17 protein-coding genes and 2 pseudogenes are annotated in these 19,094 nt (G+C 62.5%); 11 read left to right on the top strand and 8 right to left on the bottom strand.

The window, feature by feature from the left end; genetic code table 11:
- The first annotated feature begins 2 nt into the window (after positions 1-2).
- The 3 genes from AC1VWL_RS06375 to AC1VWL_RS06365 all read left to right on the top strand — a co-directional run bounded on the left by AC1VWL_RS06375 (position 3) and on the right by AC1VWL_RS06365 (position 2,895).
- Positions 3-1,058 carry a PoNe immunity protein domain-containing protein gene (locus tag AC1VWL_RS06375; protein ID WP_482986138.1) on the top strand — a complete coding sequence of 352 codons (1,056 nt, stop codon included), beginning with the start codon at positions 3-5 and terminating at the stop codon, positions 1,056-1,058.
- A 169-nt stretch (positions 1,059-1,227) separates the two neighbouring features.
- A complete protein-coding gene (locus tag AC1VWL_RS06370; protein ID WP_482986137.1) occupies positions 1,228-1,833 on the top strand; it encodes a hypothetical protein in 606 nt (201 codons plus the stop codon).
- Positions 1,834-1,980: 147 nt separating this feature from the next.
- Positions 1,981-2,895 carry a PoNe immunity protein domain-containing protein gene (locus AC1VWL_RS06365; RefSeq protein WP_482986136.1) on the top strand — a complete coding sequence of 305 codons (915 nt, stop codon included), beginning with the start codon at positions 1,981-1,983 and terminating at the stop codon, positions 2,893-2,895.
- A gap of 42 nt (positions 2,896-2,937) precedes the next feature.
- Here the strand turns inward: AC1VWL_RS06365 and AC1VWL_RS06360 are convergent.
- From AC1VWL_RS06360 to AC1VWL_RS06340, 5 genes and pseudogenes are all read right to left on the bottom strand, one after another.
- Positions 2,938-3,042, bottom strand: a pseudogene (locus tag AC1VWL_RS06360) (topoisomerase DNA-binding C4 zinc finger domain-containing protein); the annotation flags it as partial.
- A gap of 74 nt (positions 3,043-3,116) precedes the next feature.
- Positions 3,117-3,765, bottom strand: a pseudogene (locus AC1VWL_RS06355) (restriction endonuclease); the annotation flags it as partial.
- A 180-nt stretch (positions 3,766-3,945) separates the two neighbouring features.
- Positions 3,946-4,959: a cyclase family protein gene (locus tag AC1VWL_RS06350; protein WP_482986135.1), complete on the bottom strand. Its 1,014-nt coding sequence runs from the start codon at positions 4,957-4,959 to the stop codon at positions 3,946-3,948.
- A gap of 231 nt (positions 4,960-5,190) precedes the next feature.
- Complete coding sequence (locus AC1VWL_RS06345) at positions 5,191-6,096, bottom strand: LysR family transcriptional regulator (protein WP_303747513.1); 906 nt, start codon at positions 6,094-6,096, stop codon at positions 5,191-5,193.
- A gap of 149 nt (positions 6,097-6,245) precedes the next feature.
- Entirely contained in the window at positions 6,246-7,790 is a 1,545-nt protein-coding gene (locus tag AC1VWL_RS06340) for a serine hydrolase domain-containing protein (protein WP_482986134.1), read from the bottom strand.
- Positions 7,791-8,099: 309 nt separating this feature from the next.
- Here AC1VWL_RS06340 and AC1VWL_RS06335 point away from each other — a divergent pair, with 309 nt between their 5' ends.
- The 6 genes from AC1VWL_RS06335 (at position 8,100) to hslU (ending at position 12,386) form a co-directional block, all read left to right on the top strand.
- On the top strand, positions 8,100-8,552 hold the full coding sequence (locus AC1VWL_RS06335; RefSeq protein WP_482986133.1) for a VOC family protein: 453 nt from the start codon (positions 8,100-8,102) through the stop codon (positions 8,550-8,552).
- A 199-nt stretch (positions 8,553-8,751) separates the two neighbouring features.
- A complete protein-coding gene (locus AC1VWL_RS06330; RefSeq protein ID WP_482986132.1) occupies positions 8,752-9,045 on the top strand; it encodes a hypothetical protein in 294 nt (97 codons plus the stop codon).
- Positions 9,046-9,183: 138 nt separating this feature from the next.
- Positions 9,184-9,657 (top strand): DUF1203 domain-containing protein, encoded by a 474-nt coding sequence (locus tag AC1VWL_RS06325; protein ID WP_482986131.1) that lies wholly within the window; start codon positions 9,184-9,186, stop codon positions 9,655-9,657.
- A 308-nt stretch (positions 9,658-9,965) separates the two neighbouring features.
- The gene (locus AC1VWL_RS06320) at positions 9,966-10,178 is read left to right on the top strand and encodes a DUF3079 domain-containing protein (protein ID WP_481545734.1); all 213 of its coding nucleotides are present in this window, start codon (positions 9,966-9,968) and stop codon (positions 10,176-10,178) included.
- Between the two features lie 250 nt (positions 10,179-10,428).
- On the top strand, positions 10,429-10,980 hold the full coding sequence (gene hslV / locus AC1VWL_RS06315) for an ATP-dependent protease subunit HslV (RefSeq protein WP_055772387.1): 552 nt from the start codon (positions 10,429-10,431) through the stop codon (positions 10,978-10,980).
- Positions 10,981-11,009: 29 nt separating this feature from the next.
- Complete coding sequence (hslU, locus tag AC1VWL_RS06310; protein ID WP_481615674.1) at positions 11,010-12,386, top strand: ATP-dependent protease ATPase subunit HslU; 1,377 nt, start codon at positions 11,010-11,012, stop codon at positions 12,384-12,386.
- Positions 12,387-12,692: 306 nt separating this feature from the next.
- Here hslU and AC1VWL_RS06305 read toward each other — a convergent pair whose 3' ends face one another.
- Entirely contained in the window at positions 12,693-13,361 is a 669-nt protein-coding gene (locus tag AC1VWL_RS06305; protein WP_482986130.1) for a TetR family transcriptional regulator, read from the bottom strand.
- 231 nt (positions 13,362-13,592) lie between these two features.
- Here AC1VWL_RS06305 and AC1VWL_RS06300 point away from each other — a divergent pair, with 231 nt between their 5' ends.
- Both AC1VWL_RS06300 and smeE read left to right on the top strand, forming a co-directional pair.
- Positions 13,593-14,777, top strand: coding sequence for an efflux RND transporter periplasmic adaptor subunit (locus tag AC1VWL_RS06300; protein ID WP_482986129.1), 1,185 nt, complete (start codon positions 13,593-13,595; stop codon positions 14,775-14,777).
- A 12-nt stretch (positions 14,778-14,789) separates the two neighbouring features.
- The gene (gene smeE / locus AC1VWL_RS06295; RefSeq protein ID WP_481615671.1) at positions 14,790-17,936 is read left to right on the top strand and encodes a multidrug efflux RND transporter permease subunit SmeE; all 3,147 of its coding nucleotides are present in this window, start codon (positions 14,790-14,792) and stop codon (positions 17,934-17,936) included.
- Positions 17,937-18,191: 255 nt separating this feature from the next.
- Here the strand turns inward: smeE and AC1VWL_RS06290 are convergent, their stop codons facing one another.
- The gene (locus AC1VWL_RS06290) at positions 18,192-18,443 is read right to left on the bottom strand and encodes a hypothetical protein (protein ID WP_296250912.1); all 252 of its coding nucleotides are present in this window, start codon (positions 18,441-18,443) and stop codon (positions 18,192-18,194) included.
- A 119-nt stretch (positions 18,444-18,562) separates the two neighbouring features.
- Entirely contained in the window at positions 18,563-19,015 is a 453-nt protein-coding gene (locus AC1VWL_RS06285) for a nucleoside deaminase (protein WP_303747502.1), read from the bottom strand.
- Between the last annotated feature and the right edge of the window lie 79 nt (positions 19,016-19,094).

Genomic DNA, 19,094 nt, shown 5'->3' with positions numbered 1-19,094 from the left:
TGGTGACTAATATTGAGAGCCCGGATTGGAAGCGCTGGTCAGAATGGAAGGTTTCTGAGCCCGGCTTCGCGCAGCGTCGTGAGGTTTACTTACGACACTCGGTCTACACACGTCGTTTTGGTAGCAAACTTGGCGGGATAGCCATGGTCACTACCGATCTCCCAAAGCACGCAGCAAAGGCGCGCAAGGGGGGGCTGATGATCTCCACGCAGCAGCGTCTGTGGGATGTCTTGGACTGGATGAGCATGCAGTACTCAGCAGGTGCTCCGGTGGAGCAGCTGGCCGAGATCTGGCCGTATGCGCTGCAGTGGGCAGAAGAGTACGGTCGCTTCGACAAGGCTTACGACGACTCGCCGGAGAACACTTCAGGCGACCGCATTCCGCATGCACCTCTGGTCTCCGAGAGCTACTGGATAGTTGCCCTCCGTCTTGTCTGCTTCGGTCTTTTGACCGGCAACGCCTCGAAGATGCCGCGAGTGATGGCGTTTCTCGACTACGTCAATGCTGAGCTTGATATCCATGATGGGTTGTTGGAGCGGTTGGTTGCCCCTTGGGCACCCGGGCGGCCGATTCCGGATACCGCAACCCGCCATCTGCCGTATCGCAAGCTGTTCAAGGTGTTTGCGGCCGCTCCGTCCGAGCGTCCTGCGCTGATGGCCACGTACCTGGACGAGTGGTATCACGCCAGCCGGCGCGAGCCCTATATCGACCAGCACGGTGAAGGTGACATCGCTTTTTACGGTTACTGGTCTTGGGAGGCGGCGGCGACCACCTTCGTGCTAGGCATTGACGACAGTAGTTATCGCGATCTGCCGTTCTATCCGAAGGATCTAGCCGATCTTGCGCGACGGATAGCAGCCGGTGAACAGGTCGAGGTCCGCGTGGAACGCGTGCCGGCAGGAAAATCATGTCCGCAGGCAGGCTGGTGGTACACCCCGGCACAAGGCACTCGCCGTTACTTCAAAAAGGACGATGTATTCCCATCCATTGAGAGCAGCGATTGGGGCGACACGTTCTGGCTGTGGGCGAGCGATCAGTCGGCACCGAGTATTGGCTGAGGGGTGGAAGTGAGCACCTTCGGCAACTGGTTCGGTGCGAACAAGCACGTCTGGCACCGCAACGCCTGCTGCGGGTACGGCGAACGCCAGAAAGCGCCAAAGTGAGCGATCAACATTGAGTCGTGCGAGCCTGGGTGTATCGGGTGAGCACATTGCGGACTACTACTTTGTGCGTCGCCAGCGCAATCGTCGCAAAGTGAGCTTCAACGGCAATCTGTTTGAGATGCAGCAGCCAGGTCATCAGGGTATCGACCATGTATGGCATGGCTCACGCTTACCGCATGGTTATCGCGTCAGTGATACCAAGGGTACAGGCGGGCCGTTCCATAAGCTGGAGACCGCAAAGGCGGTGTTCGAGGCGCTGGAATACGGCATTGATGCCTATCTCGGTGAAGAGGATGAGGCACGGGCGCGAGGGGCTGTGAATTCAAAAGAGACACAAGCTGGCAAGCAGATGAGTCATCGGTGGATAGCAAAGAACATATCCGGCGCGCAGTTGGTGCCGGGGAGCTCTACCGATCTCGTGCCAAAAATTGAGATTTGGGAAAGCAATAGCTTCAAGCTCGGGGCGTCGTCACAGCTTGGCGACGATGGTGCCATCAATCGGAGGTTAGCAAGGTGCCCCTACGATCGAAGCATAATTACTGTCGTCGGAGCCAACCACAATCTTCACGAACGTAGGGCTGGAGGAATGAATCCTCGCTGCGCCAAGGCGGTGGTGAGTCATCAGATCGCCACCGAGTTCGTGTTGCCAAGCTCGATTCTTTTGAAGTGAGGTCTGATTATTAATATCGAGAACCCAGATTGGAAATGCTGGACGAAATGGAAGGTTTCCGAGGCTGCCTTTGAGCGACGTCGCGAGCCGTATTTGCGCCATCCGGTCTACTCGGGCCGCTTTGGCAACAAGCTTGGCGGACTTGCCATGGTTACCACGGATCTACCTAAGCACGTCGCCAAGGCGCGCAAGGGCGGGTTGATGACATCCACTCGCCGTCGGCTCTGGGATACCTTGGATTGGATGAGCATGCAGTACTCCGCCGGAGCGCCTGTGGAGCAGCTGGCCGAGATCTGGCCGTATGCGCTGAAGTGGGCGGAAGAATATGGCCGCTTTGACAAGGCATACGACGACTCGCCCGAGAACATTTCAGGAGACCGAATTCCACATGTCACTATCGTGGATCAGGAGTATTGGATCGTCGCCCTCCGTCTTGTCTGCTTTGGGTTGCTGACCGGCAACGCCGCGCAGATGCCGCGGGTGATGGCATTTCTTGACTACGTCAACGCCGAGCTTGATATCCATGACGGGCTGTTGGAGCGACTGGTTGCCCCTTGGGCACCCGGACGGCCGATTCCGGATACCGCGACTCGTCACCTGCCGTATCGCAAGCTGTTCAAGGTGTTTGCGGCCGTGCCCGCTGATCGCCCTGCGTTGATGGTCACCTACCTGGACGAGTGGTATCACGCCAGCCGGCGCGAGCCCTATATCGACCAGCACGGTGAAGGTGATATTGCCTTCTACGGCTACTGGTCCTGGGAGGCGGCGGCGACCACCTTCGTGCTGGGCATCGACGATAGTAGTTATCGTGATATGCCGTTCTATCCAAAGGACCTGGCCGATCTGGCGCGCTGGATTGCGGCCGGCGAAAAGGTTGAGGCGCGGGTAACCCGTGTTCCAGCGGGGAAGTCGTGCCCGCAGACGGGCTGGTGGTATACCCCGGCACAAGGCACTCGCCGTTACTTCAAGAAGGACGATATATTCCCATCCATTGAGAACAGCGATTGGGGTGACACGTTCTGGCTGTGGGCCAGTGACCAGACCGCTCCACCGATCGGTTGATGGTCACTCGTGGCTTCGTGGCAACAGTGGAAGGTGGAGCCCTTAGCTGCTGCCTCTGCACTTTGGGAACTGGCTGCACCCAAGGAAATCCTCGCCGGTGCGTCTGTTGGTCCGTTGTACGAGCGGACTTCCACAGCGTGGGCAGGCTTGGCGCTGTGGGGAAGTATCAGCGGGCGATTGCGTCCATGTCGGTTCGCTACGTTGATCTGGCTGACGCCGTGGCGCATCCGTCTGCTGTGCGGCCTGGATCAACTCCAACAGCTGCTCTCCACTGATCAGTTCAATAGGCTTTCCTCTGGCGAATGCCGCCGCGTCCGAGGTATAGCTGCCGATGCAGACGATCTTCACTGCCTGCGCCTGATGGTGGGAAAGAAGTCCCGCCATCTCACGCACCACGCTGACGCCTACCTGTTGGCGCTTCCACTGTTTGCATTGCACCAGCGTGCGCTGCCCGTCCTTGCGCAGGATGAGATCGATGCCGCCATCGGGCCCGCCCAGCCCGGTCTCTTCCACTGCATGGCCCGGGCGACGGAATGCCTCGCCTACCAGTTACTCGAACTGGCGCCAGCCGCCGGCTGCCAGGCTTTCGAGCGTGGTGCGCGTGTCCAGGAAGCGGCGGCGTTTGCGGGCATTGAGGTAGGAGACCAGTGCCGCGATCCAGCAGATGGCGAGCAGTACCCATGCCATCGGCGCGAAGACTGGACTGGATTGTTGGGCAAAGCCTTGCGCGAGCATGCCGCCTTGAAGGGACACGAACCACTGGATGCCGTAGCGCACCAGGATGAAGCCGATGATCCCTGCGAGGATGCCTATCGGCCACGGCATGGTTGCCAATGCGCCGATAGGAGATTGTTTTGTTCTGCGTCCCATGCGACCCCCCTGTTCCAGAGGGCAACTTAGCGCTTGGATTGGGTGTTGTCAGCAGGTTGGTCGATTTGTAGGAATGCGGTGTAAGGCGCGAAGCGGGTTGTGTTGGGTGTTTGGCAGCGGGTTGCGCTGGTGGTGTTTTTGCTTCGCGGCTTACGCCGCTCCCACAAATGCGGTGGGGCGTTATCGGACTGGCAGCGCTATCGGGCGCAGCGGGGCTGCGTCACCGCCGCGGATCTTCAATGGGCCGCCGATGAAGGCGAACTCGTAGACCTTGTCGCGGGCCAGTTCGTCCAGCGCGATCAGCTCGATGATCGGTGCGCCTTGCTGGGCCAGCAGGTAGGTGTGCAGCGGGACATAGTCATCGGCCACTTCCGAGGGGAAGGTCTCGAAGCTGAGGTTGTCGGCGCCCACGATCATCGCGCCGCCATCCTCGACCAGAAAACGTGCGGCATCCAGGCCCATGCCCGGCGGGTTGGCCATATAGGCCTTGGGTTGGTTGAACAGCTGCATGCGCCCGGTGCGGATCAGCACGATGTCGCCTTGCTGCAGGCTGACCTTCTGCCGACGCAGTGCATCCTGCAGGTCCTGGCGGGTGACGCGGTAGCTGTCTGGCAGCATGTCCACGCCCTTGGCGCCGGCGACGTCGATCAGGATGCCGCGGGCAACCAGCGGTGGGAACTTCTCGATGCCGGTGACCTTCCAGCCGCGATCACCGAGGTGCTTGCTGGCCTCGAAGCCGTTCCAGATCTTGCCGTGGATGCCGAAGTGGTTGAGCGCGTCGATATGCGTGCCGGTGTGGCTGTACATCGAGAATGCGGTGCCGGTGTAGCTGCGGGTGATGTTCATTGTTTCGCCCACGCCCATCGGGTCATCGATCACCGTGCCCTGCGGCGTGTGGGTCATCCAGAACTGGTAATGCGGATCGCCGGCGTCCTGCCAGCTCGGCATGCCGACGTAGTAATCGGTGGCCAGGTCGTAGACCTTGCCGCCGCTTACCCGCGACAGGATCGCCGCACGTGATGCATCGGTGATCAGGTTGAGCCGGCCGATCTCGTCGTTCGGGCCCCAGGGGCTGACGCCGACCTGCTGGCCGGAGGGGAGTGGTACGGCCGTGGTCGACGGGTGGGCCGCCGAGGGCAGGGCGGTGGCGGCCAGCAGCAGGCCGAGTGCAGCGGTGAGGTAGCGAGTGTTCATCGGAAAAGCTCTGTGCGGGGAACGACGCGATGGCGTCGCAACAGGCACGCGGTGGCGTGCACGGGTCTCCGTTTTGCAGCAGGGCCGCCACGCGCAATGCGTCGGCTGTCGGTCGCGTTGCTGGCAAGGGCAGCGCGCCGACATCAGGCCCGGCTCAGCGGGAGAACGCAGCTTAGGTAGCTGCCGCAGCGCGAAACAGCGGCTGCCGGGCAGCTCAGTATTCGCTGGACGTCAGCAATCCAGGCCGGCGCAGCGCGGCAGGGCGTCGTGCAGGAAGTCGATGAAGGCGCGCACCTTGGGCTGCAGGTGGCGTTGGGTCGGGTAGACCGCGTAGACGATGCGCTGCGGGTAGTGATGATCCGGCAGCACCTGCTGCAGCTGGCCGCTGGCCAGGGCGGGCGCGGCCAGGAAGGAAGGCAGTGCGCCGATGCCGGTGCCGGCCACCAGCAACTCGCGCAGCAGCAGGCTGTTGTTGGCGCTGACGCGGGTCGGCTGGGTTACCGTCACCTGCCCATCGGGGCCGTGCAGCGGCCAGCTGCCGGGCGAATCAGACAGGCTGTAGGCCAGCAATGCGTGCTCACCCAACTGCGCCACGGTGGTCGGCGCTGGATGCTGTTGAAGATAGGCGGGCGCAGCGCACAGCACCTGCTGCAAGGAGGCCAGGCGGCGTGCGACCAGGCTGGAGTCGTGCAACTCGGCGCGTATCCGCAGCGAGACATCGAAGCCTTCGCCCACGGCGTCCACCACCCGGTCTTCCATCACCAGGTCCAATGCCAACTGCGGGTGCGCTGCCAGGAACCGTGGCAGCAGTGGCGACAGCGTGCTCAACGCGAACGAAAGCGGTGCATTGACCCGCAGCCGCCCGCTGACCTCGCCGCTCTGCTGGGCGATGCCGCGTTCCAGCGCATCCAGCTCATCGAGCAGGCGGCAGCACTCCAGGTAATAGGCCTGGCCGGTATCGGTCAGGCTCATGCGGCGCGTGGTCCGCTGCAGCAGCACCACGCCCAGATGCGCTTCCAGCGCACGCAGCTGCTTGCTCAAGCCCGCCGCCGACATGCCAAGGTCCTCGGCCGCACGCGCCAGGCTGGCACGCTCGACAATCCGCCGGAAGGCACGCATCAGGTTGAAGGAATCCACGGCAAGCCTCACGACAGAACGCGCACAGGGTAAAGAAAACCGGGGTCAGAGTCAGGTTTGAAGGCTGCAGGGATTTCTTTCAACAGTCCTGCGTGATGCCGATAAGACCGGGCAGCCGTGCTCGCTATCGACGTTCCGCCAGCGTAGTCCTACTCCTGTCGCGTCGCTTCATAGGTGCTGCCGCCTCGTTGCAAGGAGAAGCCGCCGGCCTTGTTGTCGGCTCCCAGCTGGAAGTCGACCGTCATGTCACTGGCGGTCATGAAGAATCGGCTTTTCGATTGTGCAAGCAGCTCCATGCGAGCGGCCCCGAACAGGTCGCTCTGGAAGTACAGCCGGTCGCCTTCGGCGGTGACATGCGCTGGCGTGCCCAGCAACTGGTAGGCGCCGGCGACGGCGGCATTGGCTGCGGGATCGGCGGCAATGGCGGCCCTCTCGACGGGCTTGAGGTCGGGCCAGCCGTATACAGTGGCAACGCTGGCCACTATCTCGTCAATCAAGCTGCCGCCGTTGTCGCTGTTGGTCATCACCACTACACCTTGCCCGGTGTGGGTGTAGCCATAGAACTGTGCGCGGAATCCATCGGTGCCACCGGAGTGCCCGAAGCGGATGCCTTCGCCCACCTTGTTGATGAACAAGCCCAGGCCGTAGTCGCCCAGTTCGGGGCGAAGCATGGTGCTGGTCATGGCGCTGGAAAGTACCTTGCCCGACGTTCCGTTTTGCGCACGCTGGATATCGATTACGAACCTGGCCAGATCGGCAGGCGTTGTCCATAGCGCAGCGGCGGCCGATTCCGGATACAAGTGCCAGTTGCCGACGACCGCCGCTCCATCACTGTGATACGCAGTGGCAGCCCGCGTTTGCCATGCAGGCGGAAGCGTCAGCGCGAAGGTACTGTCGTGCATTTCCAGCGGATCAAGGACGAGCGCCTGTAGCAGCTCAGGGAAGGGCTGCTTGCCTGCCTCGATCATCATCAGCTGAGCCACGCTGTAGCCGCCACCGGAATACTTCCAAGCGCTGCCGGGCGTGGACTCGACTCTGACTGGGTCCGAATTTGCCGGCGCTTGCCCTTCCAGTACCTGCAGCAGCGAGGGGACCGGCTTGTCCCGCGCGTAGCCATAGAAGCCATGCACGGTCATGCCGGCGCTATGGTTGAGCAGCCTGCGTAGCGTGACGGGGCTTTGCCGGGTGAACTGGTTGGCGGGAACCTGCCAGGTGTGGAGCTGCGTGTTCGCATCGACGTCGAGCGATAGCTTGCCCTGCTCGACCAGCCGCAGCGCGGCCATGGCGCTGACCGACTTGCTGATCGACCCGGCCTGGAACAGCGAGCCAGCTTGGGCAGGTGTGTGCTTGTTGGTATCGAGCTCGCCATAGGCGCGGGCCCACTCGACGCGCCCGTTGTTGATGACGGCGATGCTGACCGCGGGAACCTTGTGGAATGCCATGCGCTCGCTCAGGCGCATGGCCTGGATCGGGGCGTCTTTGACGACGACGGGTGTGAGAAGGGTTTGTTCGACCCGGGCGATGCGGGCCTGAACCTCCGGCGCGCTGTCCTGCCCCGGTGCCGCATCAGCCGGCGCGCGCGCCAGGGTGCAGGGTGCAAACAACAACAGCGTGAGCGCAGCTACAACATGGCGGACCTGGAGGCTGCGGGCGCGGCCAGACGGCGGGCTTGGGGCAGTAGCTGCGTGGTGCATCGTCAGTGGCTCGTTGGAGGTTGGGATCTGGTGTCGAGGATTAGTTGAGGGCAGGGCCCTTGGCAAGTGCAATGCGACGTGGGTGCGGATGGGGGAGAACGGCATTGTTGCGGATGAGCTTGCGTGGCCGCTGCGCCGGGGAAGCGGCCGTGGCCCCGCTGGCGCTTTGATCACGGCGGCAAGCTGCTTTCCCTCCTTACTGACGCCGTGGGCAGGAGTGCCTTGGCTTCACTGCTCAGGGTGTAGGCTCGCTCAAGGTCGCAGCTTCTGTGCTGCGCATCGTTTGGTTTCTGCAGCCGAGGAGCACGCATGACGGTCAAGCGCATGGATAACGTGGGTATCGTGGTCGCGGATCTGGATGGCGCCATAGCGTTCTTCCTCGAACTGGGACTGGTGCTTGAGGGGCGCATGCCGATCGAAGGTGAGTGGGCCGGGCGAGTTACTGGCCTACGCGACCAGCGTGTCGAGATCGCGATGATGCGCACGCCCGATGGCCACAGCAGGCTTGAGCTCTCCAGGTTCGATGCGCCGGGGATCGCCTCCGATCACCGTGGGGCGCCGGTGAATTCCCTGGGATACCTGCGCGTCATGTTCGCGGTGGAGGACATCGATGACACGCTTGAGCGGCTCAAGAAGCTGGGGGCGTCGGTGGTCGATGAGGTGGTCAACTACGAGAACACCTATCGGCTGTGCTACATCCGTGGTGTTGAAGGCATCCTGATCGGGCTTGCCCAGGAGCTAGGGCTGCGGGCAGCCGAGTGAGCGTCGTGTGTTGGTGGCAGGGGCCTGTGCCTTTCAGGTCGTGCCAGCAATCCCCACGCTCCAGCTCATCAGGCGACGACGACCTCCTGCCGAACGTAGCAACCGTTTGAACGGGGTGATATGGACGCGCTGTTTGATTGACGGCAGGTTTGAGTGCTGTGACTATCCGCCTGTTCATCATGGCTACCAGGGTTCCACCATGTCTGGCTTGCTCGGCGGGTTGATTGAAGGCGTTGTGGATGTTGTTACAGATATCTGGCTGTTGCGCAGGCAGCGCTCGGGCCGAGGTCGCTCGGCAAACTCCATTGCCAAGGATGCGACGGATATCGTGGTGTTCAATCTATGGGCGCTATTGTTCTCCGCCATCGCATTGGCCTGCTTTTCGGCGATGTTCTTTGTCATGAAGCTGCCGCTGTGGATCAGTCTGGCACCGGTGGCTGCGGTGATTGCCTATCTCGTATACCGCTGGTTTGTGTTGGTACGTGCTGAGTAGCGGATGCACAAAGTAGATGGGCGATGGTTGGGCGTGGAGTTTTCCGTCCGGTCGGCCATTGGATGCTGCGTCTGATCATGGCGAGCAGCAGCCCGCGGAGGGTGGGATGTTGCGGTTCCTTGATCCATGGAATGCAGCATGTCGTCCTTCCTGTTGAGCGGTTTGAGTCCCGCACTGTTCGCCGAGCTTTTCCAGCTTGATGATGCCGCGCTTGATGCGCGGCACATCGCTCGTGTCACTGCTACTGGGGCATCAGGATTTCCCTGCCGGGTCAGTCTCGCTGATGCAACGGAGGGAGAGGAACTGTTGCTGCTTTCGTTTCAGCACCAGGCAGCGGATTCGCCGTACCGGGCGAGTGGTCCGATTTTTGTCCGGCGCGGTGTGGCGCGTGCGGAACTGCAGGTCAATGAGGTGCCGTCGCAGGTGCAGCGTCGGCTGATGTCTTTGCGGGCGTACAGCGCGGAGGATCGGATCACGTTTGCCGAAGTCTGCGATGGAAGAGACGTTGGCGAGTGGCTGCACGATGTATTCGAAGATGCTGCTGTGGCGTATGTGCATCTGCATTTTGCACGTTATGGTTGTTTTGCGTGCCGGGCGGACCGGGTGTCGTGAACCCAGCTGTTGTTTGTAGGAGCGGCGTAAGCCGCGAAGCAGATGGTTCGTCAGGTTGCGGGTGTTTGCGCGATCTGTAGGTGCGGTGGTTTCGCGGCTTACGCCGCTCCTACAGGGTGGCTGTTGGATTGCCTGGAAGGCCTCTGCCGAGCATGGCTCGGCACTACAAGGTGGTCGGTGGGGGTCTGTGAGGAAGGCCTCTGCCGGGCATGGCTCGGCGCTACCGCGCTTGGGCTTGCTTGATTTTCGTCAAGGTGGGCATTGCCTTGGCGGCGCATGGTTGCTGTCCTGGAGTGGAGATTTCTGCGATGGCAAAGCCATTTCCGTTGAATCCCAAACATCCTGAGCGGATCTGCTGGGGCTGCGACAAGTATTGCGCGACCGATGCGCTGGCCTGTGGCAATGGCTCTGGGCGCACGCAGCATCCGGCGGAGCTGCAGGGCGAGGATTGGTATCTGGCGTGGGGTATCGAGCCGGAGCCGGGGCGGCCGGGAAGGGCGGCGCTGGAGAAGAAGTTGTAGGAGCGGCGTGAGCCGCGAGGCGGGTGATTTGTCAGGTTGCACGCTTTCCTGTGGTTCCAGTGGTGTTGGCTTCGCGGCTTACGCCGCTCCCACAAGGTGATCGGTTGGATTGCTTGGAAGGCCTCCGCCGAGCATGGCTCGGCACTACATGGGGTGTCGGTTTTCTGAATGGTGGCTGTCGCTGGTGGGGGGAGGCTTGATCGCGGCGCAGACCGGCCCCATTACCGGTGAACAGTATTCCGGAGGCCGTATGGACCCCAGTCAGAACCCGAACGTGTTTCATGCCACCACCATCTGCTGCGTGCGCCGCGGCGAGCATGTGGCGATTGCTGGTGATGGTCAGGTCACCCTGGGCCATACGGTGATGAAGGGCAATGCGCGCAAGGTGCGCCGGCTTGGCCGCGATGGCCAGGTGCTGGCGGGTTTTGCAGGTGCAGCCGCTGATGCGTTCACCTTGTTTGAATTGTTTGAAGCCAAGCTTGAAAAGCACGGCCAGCTGACCCGCGCTGCGGTGGAGCTGGCCAAGGATTGGCGCACCGATCGCCGCTACGGCAAGCTCGAAGCGCTACTGGCCGTGGCTGATCGTGAAACCTCGCTGATCATCAGCGGCACCGGCGATGTGATCGAGCCGGAGGACGGCATCATCGCCATTGGTTCCGGCGGCTCCTACGCGCTCAGTGCGGCACGGGCGCTGCTCAAGCACACCGATCTGGATGCACGTGGCGTGGCCACCGAGGCGATCAACATCGCCGGCGGCATCTGCATCTACACCAACACCAACGTCGTGGTGGAAGAGCTCTGAGCTCTTCGGCCATCAAGCGCGAGTACCCCATGAGCCACAAGATCGAAGTTTCCTCCGCCACCATGACCCCGCGCGAAATCGTGCAGGAGTTGGATCGCCACATCGTCGGCCAGCACGACGCCAAGCGCGCGGTCGCCATCGCGCTGCGCAACCGCTGGCGCCGCATGCAGCTGCCCACCGAGCTGCGCAACGAAGTGATGCCGAAGAACATCCTGATGATCGGCCCGACCGGCGTCGGCAAGACCGAAATCGCACGTCGCCTGGCCACGCTGGCCAATGCGCCGTTCGTCAAGGTCGAAGCTACGCGGTTCACCGAGGTCGGCTACGTCGGCAAGGATGTGGAGCAGATCATCCGTGACCTGGCCGATACCGCCGTCAAGCTGTACCGCGAGCAGGCCAAGGTGCGCGTGCGCACCCAGGCCGAAGAGAAGGCCGAAGACCGCATTCTTGACGCATTGCTGCCGCGTCGCAGCGTCGGCATTGGCTTTGATCCGGAAGCGGCACGCAATGAACCGTCGGCTGCCGATAACGAAACCCGCATCAAGTTCCGCCGCATGCTGCGCGCTGGCGAGCTGGACGAGCGCGAGATCGAACTGGATGTCGCCGCCAACGTCAGCATGGACATCATGACCCCGCCGGGCATGGAGGAAATGGGCCAGCAACTGAAGTCGATGTTCGCCAATCTCGGCACCGCCAAGTCGAACAAGCGCACGCTGAGCATCAAGGCGGCGCGTCCGCTGCTGATCGAAGAAGAAGCCGGCAAGCTGGTCAACGAGGACGATATCCGCGCTGCTGCGGTAGAGGCCTGTGAGCAGCATGGCATCGTCTTCATCGACGAGATCGACAAGGTCGCCAAGCGCAGCGACGCTGGTTCGTCGGGTGGCGATGTCTCGCGCGAAGGCGTGCAGCGCGATCTGTTGCCGCTGGTGGAAGGTTCCAATGTGTCGACCAAGTACGGCACGGTGAAGACCGACCACATCCTGTTCATTGCTTCCGGTGCGTTCCATCTGGCCAAGCCGAGCGATCTGATTCCCGAGTTGCAGGGGCGTTTCCCGATCCGCGTGGAGCTTGGTGCGCTGAGCAAGAATGATTTCGTGCGCATCCTCACTGAGCCGAAGGCGGCATTGACCAAGCAGTACGAAGCGCTGTTGGCGACGGAAGGCGTCAAGGTCAACTTCACTGCCGAGGCAGTGGATCGTCTGGCGGAGATCGCGTTCCAGGTCAACGAGCGGCAGGAGAATATTGGTGCGCGTCGTCTGCACACGGTGCTGGAACGCTTGCTGGATAGCTTGAGCTATGAGGCGCCGGACCGGGATGGCGACAGCATTGCGATCGACCCGGCGTATGTGGACAAGCACCTGGGTGAGCTGGTGAAGGACCCGGACCTGAGTCGCTATATTCTGTGATGGTTGGTTTGGGTTGGTGAGAAGCGGCGGCACGATGGTGCCGCCGTTTTTTTTGCGTGTGTTTTGGTTGTTGGTATTGCGAGCAAGGCCCTTGCCCAGCATGGCTCGGCACTACCTGTGACCAGCGGTGCCGCGGCCTTGGCCCTCCCTTTGCCGCAGGCAAGGGGAGGGTTGGGAGGGGTGCTTTGCTTGTGCGTCTGCATTCGCTTGCTTCGCGGCTTACGCCGCTCCTGCAAGGCTGCTGCGGCTCTGTAACCTTGCTCGGTACGGCCTCTGCCGAGCATGGCTCGGCACTACAGGGCTGGCTTAGTCTTCGTCTGGTGGTGGCAGCGGCGAAGGATCTGAGCCGGGCTCGAATACACCTGGCTTCACGTAGTGCGCCATCAGCGCGTCCAGCATCTCGCGGCTGTCACGTTCCAGGTCGAACTGGGTGGGTTCGAGCATGGCGCTGTACAGCACGCCGGTCAGGCCTGCATGCAGGATCCGCGCGCTGCTTGCGGTGTTCACGCCATCGCGCAGCTGGCCCAGGTCGCGCGCGCGCTCAAGTGCACGGCGGAAAATCGCCATCTCTTCTTCAACGCTGTCGTGTTGCAGCTGCTGCATTGCCAGGCTTTCGGCGGAAAGGTCGTTGCGCAGCATGATCTCCATCATCTCGCGCAGCTGTGGATCGTTGGCCAGTTCGCTCAAGGACACCAGCATCGCCGAACGCAGGTCCAGGATCGGCGTGTTGCGCAGGGGCGAGTAGGTCTGCTGCAGGCGCTTGATGAACGGCACGCGCTCGCGGTTGATCATCGCCTCCAGCACTTCGGTCTTGTTCTTGAAGTGCCAGTACACCGCGCCGCGGGAGACGCCCGCGCGCTCGCCGATCGCCGCCAGCGAGCTGCCGGCAACGCCGTGTTCATGGAAGCAGGCCAGCGCGGCATCGAGGATGCTTTCGCGGGTGGCTGCTGCCTCTTCTTTGGTCTTTCTGGCCATTGCTCTGTGCAAATGCTGGATGAAACCGACCTGAATTGTACGCGTTTACAAACATGCGTGTATGTATGTATATTTCCACGGCTTGCTCTGCAGGATGGCCGTGATGTGTGCGGCGGTGGCGGTTGCCACCGATGTACCCGTAACGTATGCGGTACGGAAGGATATGCCTCGGCATACCTCATGTTCCGCCCGATCCTCGAGCGCCACTTTTCCTCATTGAGCTCCTCTCCCATGCCTGCTATCAGTCGCTACCGTCTCGTCGCGCTTTCCCTCGCACTATCCGTCGCGCTCGTTGCCTGCAAGGGCGGCGGGGAGCAGCCGCAGCAGGGTGGGCCGGGTCAGGTCACCGTGGTCACGCTGAAGCCTGAAACGGTCACCTTGACCCGCGAACTGGCCGGCCGTGCCAACGGCTACCAGGTCGCCGAAGTGCGACCGCAGGTCAGTGGCATCGTCGCCAAGCGCCTGTTCACCGAAGGCAGCGTGGTCAAGGCCGGTGATGCCCTGTACCAGCTGGACGACGCCGCCTACCGCGCCCAGGCCAACAGCGCCCGCGCGCAGCTGGCCCGCGCCGAGGCCACTGCCAGTGCCGCTCGCCTGGCGGCACGCCGCAGCAGCGAGCTGGTCAAGTCGCGGGTGATCAGCGTGCAGGATGACGAGAACGCACAGGCCGCGTGGAAGCAGGCCGAGGCCGACGTGCTGGCCGCCCGCGCATCGCTGGATGCGGCCAACGTGACGCTGGGCTATGCCCGCATCACCGCGCCGATCAGCGGCCAGATCGGCAAGTCCTCGGTTACCCAGGGCGCGTTGGTCAGCGCCGGCCAGGCCGATCCGCTGGCCACCATCAACCAGCTGGACCCGATCTATATCGACGTCACCCAGTCCTCGGCCGAGCTGCTGCAGCTGCGCCGTGAACTGGCCGCCGGTCGCCTGGAGGGCGCCTCCGAGCTGCCGGTCGACATCGTGCTGGAAGACGGCAGCACCTTTGCCCACAAGGGCAAGCTGGAGTTCTCCGAAGTCAGCGTTGACCCGGCCACCGGCAGCTACGCCATGCGCGTGCGCGTCGAGAATCCGGATCAGGTGCTGATGCCGGGCATGTTCGTGCGTGCGGTGCTGGGCAGTGGCGTGCGTCCGAATGCGCTGCTGGTGCCGATGCAGGGCATTGCGCGTGATCCCAAGGGCGACACTTCCGCGATGGTGGTGGATGCCGAGGGCAAGGTTGCCGTTCGCCCGGTCAAGGTCAGCCGCACCATCGGCGACAAGTGGCTGGTCGAGGACGGCCTGAAGGCTGGCGACAAGGTCATCGTCGAAGGCCTGCAGAAGATTGGCCCGGGGATGCCGGTGCAGGCCACCGAGAAGGGTGCCGAAGCCGCCAAGCCAGCCGCCGCGCCTGCCGCGGCGCCGGCTGAAATGCAGTAAGCGGAGAACTACATGGCACGCTTCTTCATCGACAGGCCCATCTTCGCGTGGGTCATCGCCATCATCATCATGCTTGCCGGCGCGCTGGCAATGCTCAAGCTGCCGATCTCGATGTATCCCGAGGTCGCGCCGCCTGCGGTGTCCATTTCCGCCAGCTACCCGGGCGCTTCGGCCAAGGTGGTCGAGGACTCGGTGACGCAGATCATCGAGCAGAACATGAAGGGCCTGGACGGCCTGATGTACTTCTCCTCCAACAGCTCCTCCAACGGCCAGGCCAGCATCACCCTGACCTTCGAGAGTGGCACCAACTCCGACATTGCCCAGGTGCAGGTGCAGAACAAGCTGCAGCTGGCGATGCCGCTGTTGCCGCAGGAAGTGCAGCGCCAGGGCATCAATGTCGCCAAGTCCAGTTCGGGCTTCCTCAACGTGCTGGGCTTCGTTTCCGAAGACGGCAGCATGGATGAGAACGACATCTCCGACTACGTCGGTTCCAACATCGTCGACCCGCTGAGCCGCGTGCCGGGCGTGGGCTCGATCCAGGTGTTCGGTGGCAAGTACGCCATGCGCATCTGGCTGGACCCGACCAAGCTGCAGACCTACAAGGTGTCGGTTGACGAGGTCACCGCCGCGGTCAAGGCGCAGAACGCGCAGGTCGCCGTGGGCCAGTTGGGTGGTGCACCGGCCATCAAGGGCCAGCAGCTCAACGCCACCATCAATGCGCAGGACCGCCTGCAGACGCCGGAACAGTTCCGCAACATCGTGGTGCGCACCGAAAGTGACGGCTCCACCTTGAAGCTGGGCGATGTTGCCCGCGTCGAGCTGGGCGCTGAAACCTACGACTTCGTTACCCGCTACAACGGCAAGCCGGCCTCCGGCCTGGCCATCACCCTGGCAACCGGCGCCAACGCGCTGGAAACCGCCGAAGGCGTGAGCAAGACCCTGGACGAACTGAAGGCCAACTTCCCGGCCGGCATGAAGGCGGTGATTCCGTACGACACCACCCCGTTCGTGCGCGTGTCGATCAAGGGCGTGGTCAAGACCCTGCTCGAGGCCATCGTGCTGGTGTTCGTGGTGATGTACCTGTTCCTGCAGAACTTCCGCGCCACCCTGATCCCGACCATCGCCGTGCCGGTGGTGTTGCTGGGTACCTTCGGTATCCTCGCGGTGCTGGGTTTCTCCATCAACATGCTGACCATGTTCGCGATGGTGCTGGCGATCGGCCTATTGGTCGATGACGCCATCGTGGTGGTGGAGAACGTCGAGCGCATCATGTCCGAGGAAGGACTGTCGCCGCTGGAAGCCACCCGCAAGTCGATGAGCCAGATCACCGGCGCGCTGGTCGGCATCGGCCTGGTGCTGTCGGCGGTGTTCGTGCCGATGGCCTTCATGAGCGGCTCCACCGGCGTCATCTACCGGCAGTTCTCGGCGACGATCGTGTCGGCGATGGCCTTGTCGGTGCTGGTCGCCATCGTGCTGACCCCGGCCTTGTGCGCCACCATGCTCAAGCCGCTGAAGAAGGGCGAGCACCACGTTGCCCACAAGGGCATCTCGGGCCGCTTCTTCAACTGGTTCAACAACGGCTTCGACCGCACCAGTGGCACCTACCAGCGTGGCGTGCGCGGCATCCTCAATCGCCCGGGCCGTTTCATGGCGGTGTTCCTGGCGTTGGCGGTGGTGATGGGCCTGCTGTTCGTGCGCCTGCCCAGCTCGTTCCTGCCCAATGAAGACCAGGGCATCCTGATGGCGCTGGTCAACGCACCGGTCGGCGCTACCCAGGAACGTACCCTGGAGTCGATCTACAAGCTGGAAGACCACTTCCTGAAGAACGAGAAGGACGCGGTTGAATCGGTGTTCTCGGTGCAGGGCTTCAGCTTCTCAGGCATGGGCCAGAACTCGGGCATGGCCTTCGTCAAGCTCAAGGACTGGAGCGAGCGCAGTGCCGACCAGGGCGTTGGGCCGATCACCGGCCGCGCGATGGCAGCACTGGGCCAGATCAAGGACGCCTTCATCTTCGCCTTCCCGCCGCCGGCCATGCCGGAGCTGGGTATCGCCTCGGGTTACACCTTCTTCCTGAAGGACAACAGCGGCGCCGGCCACGATGCGCTGGTCAATGCACGCAACCAGTTGCTGGGCATGGCCGGCGAAAGCAAGCTGCTGGCCAACGTGCGCCCGAACGGTCTGGATGACACCCCGCAGCTGCGTCTGGACATCGATGTGGCCAAGGCCGGTGCGCACGGTCTGTCGCTGGACACCATCAACAGCACGCTGGCCACCGCCTGGGGTTCGAGCTACGTCGATGACTTCATCGACCGTGGCCGCGTCAAGCGCGTCTATGTGCAGGCCGATGACGGCTTCCGCATGAACCCGGAAGACTTCAACCTGTGGACGGTGAAGAACACCTCCGGCGAGATGGTGCCGTTCTCGGCCTTCGCCAGCCAGCGTTGGGATTACGGCTCGCCGCGCCTTGAGCGTTACAACGGTGTCTCCGCGCTGGAAATCCAGGGTGAGGCCGCACCGGGCGTAGCTTCGGGTGATGCGATGCTGGAAGTGGAAAAGCTGGCCAAGCAGTTGCCGGCCGGTTTCAGCATCGAGTGGACCGCCGTGTCCTACCAGGAACGCGAGGCCGGTTCGCAGACGCCGCTGCTGTACACGCTGTCGCTGCTGATCGTGTTCCTGTGCCTGGCTGCGCTGTATGAAAGCTGGAGCGTGCCGACCGCGGTGCTGATGGTTGCCCCACTCGGTATTCTCGGTGCGGTGCTGGCCAACACCATGCGTGGCATGGAGCGCGACGTGTACTTCCAGGTGGCGATGTTGACCACCGTGGGTTTGACGTCGAAGAACGCGATCCTGATCGTCGAGTTCGCCAAGGAGCATCTGGAGAAGGGTGCGGGCGTGATCGAAGCGACGATGCATGCGGTCCGCGACCGTCTGCGTCCGATCATCATGACCTCGCTGGCCTTCGGCCTGGGCGTGTTGCCGTTGGCAATCGCCTCCGGTGCGGGTTCGGGTGCACAGCGCGCCATCGGTACCGGTGTGCTGGGCGGCATGGTGGTTGGCACCTTGCTTGGCCTGTTCTTCATCCCGCTGTTCTTCGTGGTGGTGCAGCGCTTGTTCAACCGCAAGCAGCTGGCCAGGAACGGCGACCTGCCGCAGCAGTAACGGGCCAGGGTAGAGACAAGCAAAAGGCGCCGAAAGGCGCCTTTTGTTTTTGTTTGTGTTTTTTTTGTAGGAGCGGCGTAAGCCGCGAAGCCGGGTTTCGTCAGGTGACCCACATCCTGGTGATTTCAGCGATGCCAGCTTCGCGGCTTATGCCGCTCCTACAAACCTGGTGGGCTACCGGTGAAGCCCCTGCCGAGCATGGCTCGGCACTACCGAAATCGGGGCAAAAAAAAACCGGGCCAGGCCCGGTTTTTTTTATGCTTCGTTGACCGCCAGCTCAAGTAACTGAGCCTTCTCAACCGCGCCCAAGCGTTGGGCAAATACCGCCAGGCGGTTGCAGAGCTCGGCCTGATGTTCCGGATATGCCGCTACCAGTTCACGTTGAACCTGTTGGTAGGCATCCCAGAACGGGGCCGAGCAGCGATGTCGTGCGTACTGCTGTCGCAATTGCTCCCCAGCACGCTGGAGGGATTGGCGACTGCTGTGTTGGATGGGCGTTGTATACATCGCTTCACCTCGATGGCAGTGCCCCTGTACCCCGAGCATAACGCTGTTTTTCTTACGATCTGGCTACAGCGTCTAATTTCCCTATGAGATTAATAGGGATTTGTTCAGATAACGTCACGTTATTCGCCGATATCTTCATTCCAGACATCCGGGTTCTCGGCGATGTAGCGGCCCATCATCTCGATGCAGCTGGCGTCATTCAGGTCGATGACGTTCACGCCGTTCTCGCGCAGCCAGTCGATGCCGCCGGGGAAACTGACCGATTCCCCCACCACCACGGTACCGATATTGAACTGGCGGACCAGGCCGCTGCAGTACCAGCACGGAGCCAGGGTGGTGACCATGATGGTGTTGCGGTAGCCGCGCTGGCGGCCGGCCTTGCGGAAGGCGTCGGTTTCGCCATGGATGGATGGGTCGCCTTCCTGGATGCGGCGGTTGTGGCCGCAGCCGAGCAGGCGGCCATCGTTGTGGTACAGCGCCGCGCCAATCGGGATGCCGCCTTCGGCCAGGCCCTGGCGGGCTTCGGCGATGGCGGTTTCGAGCAGGGCGCGGTAGTCCGGGGTGGTGATCATGCAAGGTCCTTGTGGTGCCGTGGCGATCATCATAGCGGCCGGATTCAGCCTGCTGGCGGCGCAATCGGGCTGTCGGTGC

The sequence above is a fragment of the Stenotrophomonas sp. STEN063 genome (assembly GCF_056854515.1).
Note: the sequence above shows the minus strand (reverse complement) of the source record. Positions and strands in the feature narration are given on the sequence as shown.

Coding starts and splice junctions, on each gene's coding strand:
- AC1VWL_RS06365 (WP_482986136.1), top strand. CDS start 1,981: ATGGTTACCACGGATCTACCTAAGCACGTCGCCAAGGCGCGCAAGGGC.
- AC1VWL_RS06350 (WP_482986135.1), bottom strand. CDS start 4,959: ATGAACACTCGCTACCTCACCGCTGCACTCGGCCTGCTGCTGGCCGCC.
- AC1VWL_RS06340 (WP_482986134.1), bottom strand. CDS start 7,790: ATGCACCACGCAGCTACTGCCCCAAGCCCGCCGTCTGGCCGCGCCCGC.
- AC1VWL_RS06335 (WP_482986133.1), top strand. CDS start 8,100: ATGACGGTCAAGCGCATGGATAACGTGGGTATCGTGGTCGCGGATCTG.
- AC1VWL_RS06330 (WP_482986132.1), top strand. CDS start 8,752: ATGTCTGGCTTGCTCGGCGGGTTGATTGAAGGCGTTGTGGATGTTGTT.
- AC1VWL_RS06325 (WP_482986131.1), top strand. CDS start 9,184: ATGTCGTCCTTCCTGTTGAGCGGTTTGAGTCCCGCACTGTTCGCCGAG.
- AC1VWL_RS06320 (WP_481545734.1), top strand. CDS start 9,966: ATGGCAAAGCCATTTCCGTTGAATCCCAAACATCCTGAGCGGATCTGC.
- hslV (WP_055772387.1), top strand. CDS start 10,429: ATGGACCCCAGTCAGAACCCGAACGTGTTTCATGCCACCACCATCTGC.
- hslU (WP_481615674.1), top strand. CDS start 11,010: ATGAGCCACAAGATCGAAGTTTCCTCCGCCACCATGACCCCGCGCGAA.
- AC1VWL_RS06305 (WP_482986130.1), bottom strand. CDS start 13,361: ATGGCCAGAAAGACCAAAGAAGAGGCAGCAGCCACCCGCGAAAGCATC.
- AC1VWL_RS06300 (WP_482986129.1), top strand. CDS start 13,593: ATGCCTGCTATCAGTCGCTACCGTCTCGTCGCGCTTTCCCTCGCACTA.
- smeE (WP_481615671.1), top strand. CDS start 14,790: ATGGCACGCTTCTTCATCGACAGGCCCATCTTCGCGTGGGTCATCGCC.
- AC1VWL_RS06290 (WP_296250912.1), bottom strand. CDS start 18,443: ATGTATACAACGCCCATCCAACACAGCAGTCGCCAATCCCTCCAGCGT.
- AC1VWL_RS06285 (WP_303747502.1), bottom strand. CDS start 19,015: ATGATCACCACCCCGGACTACCGCGCCCTGCTCGAAACCGCCATCGCC.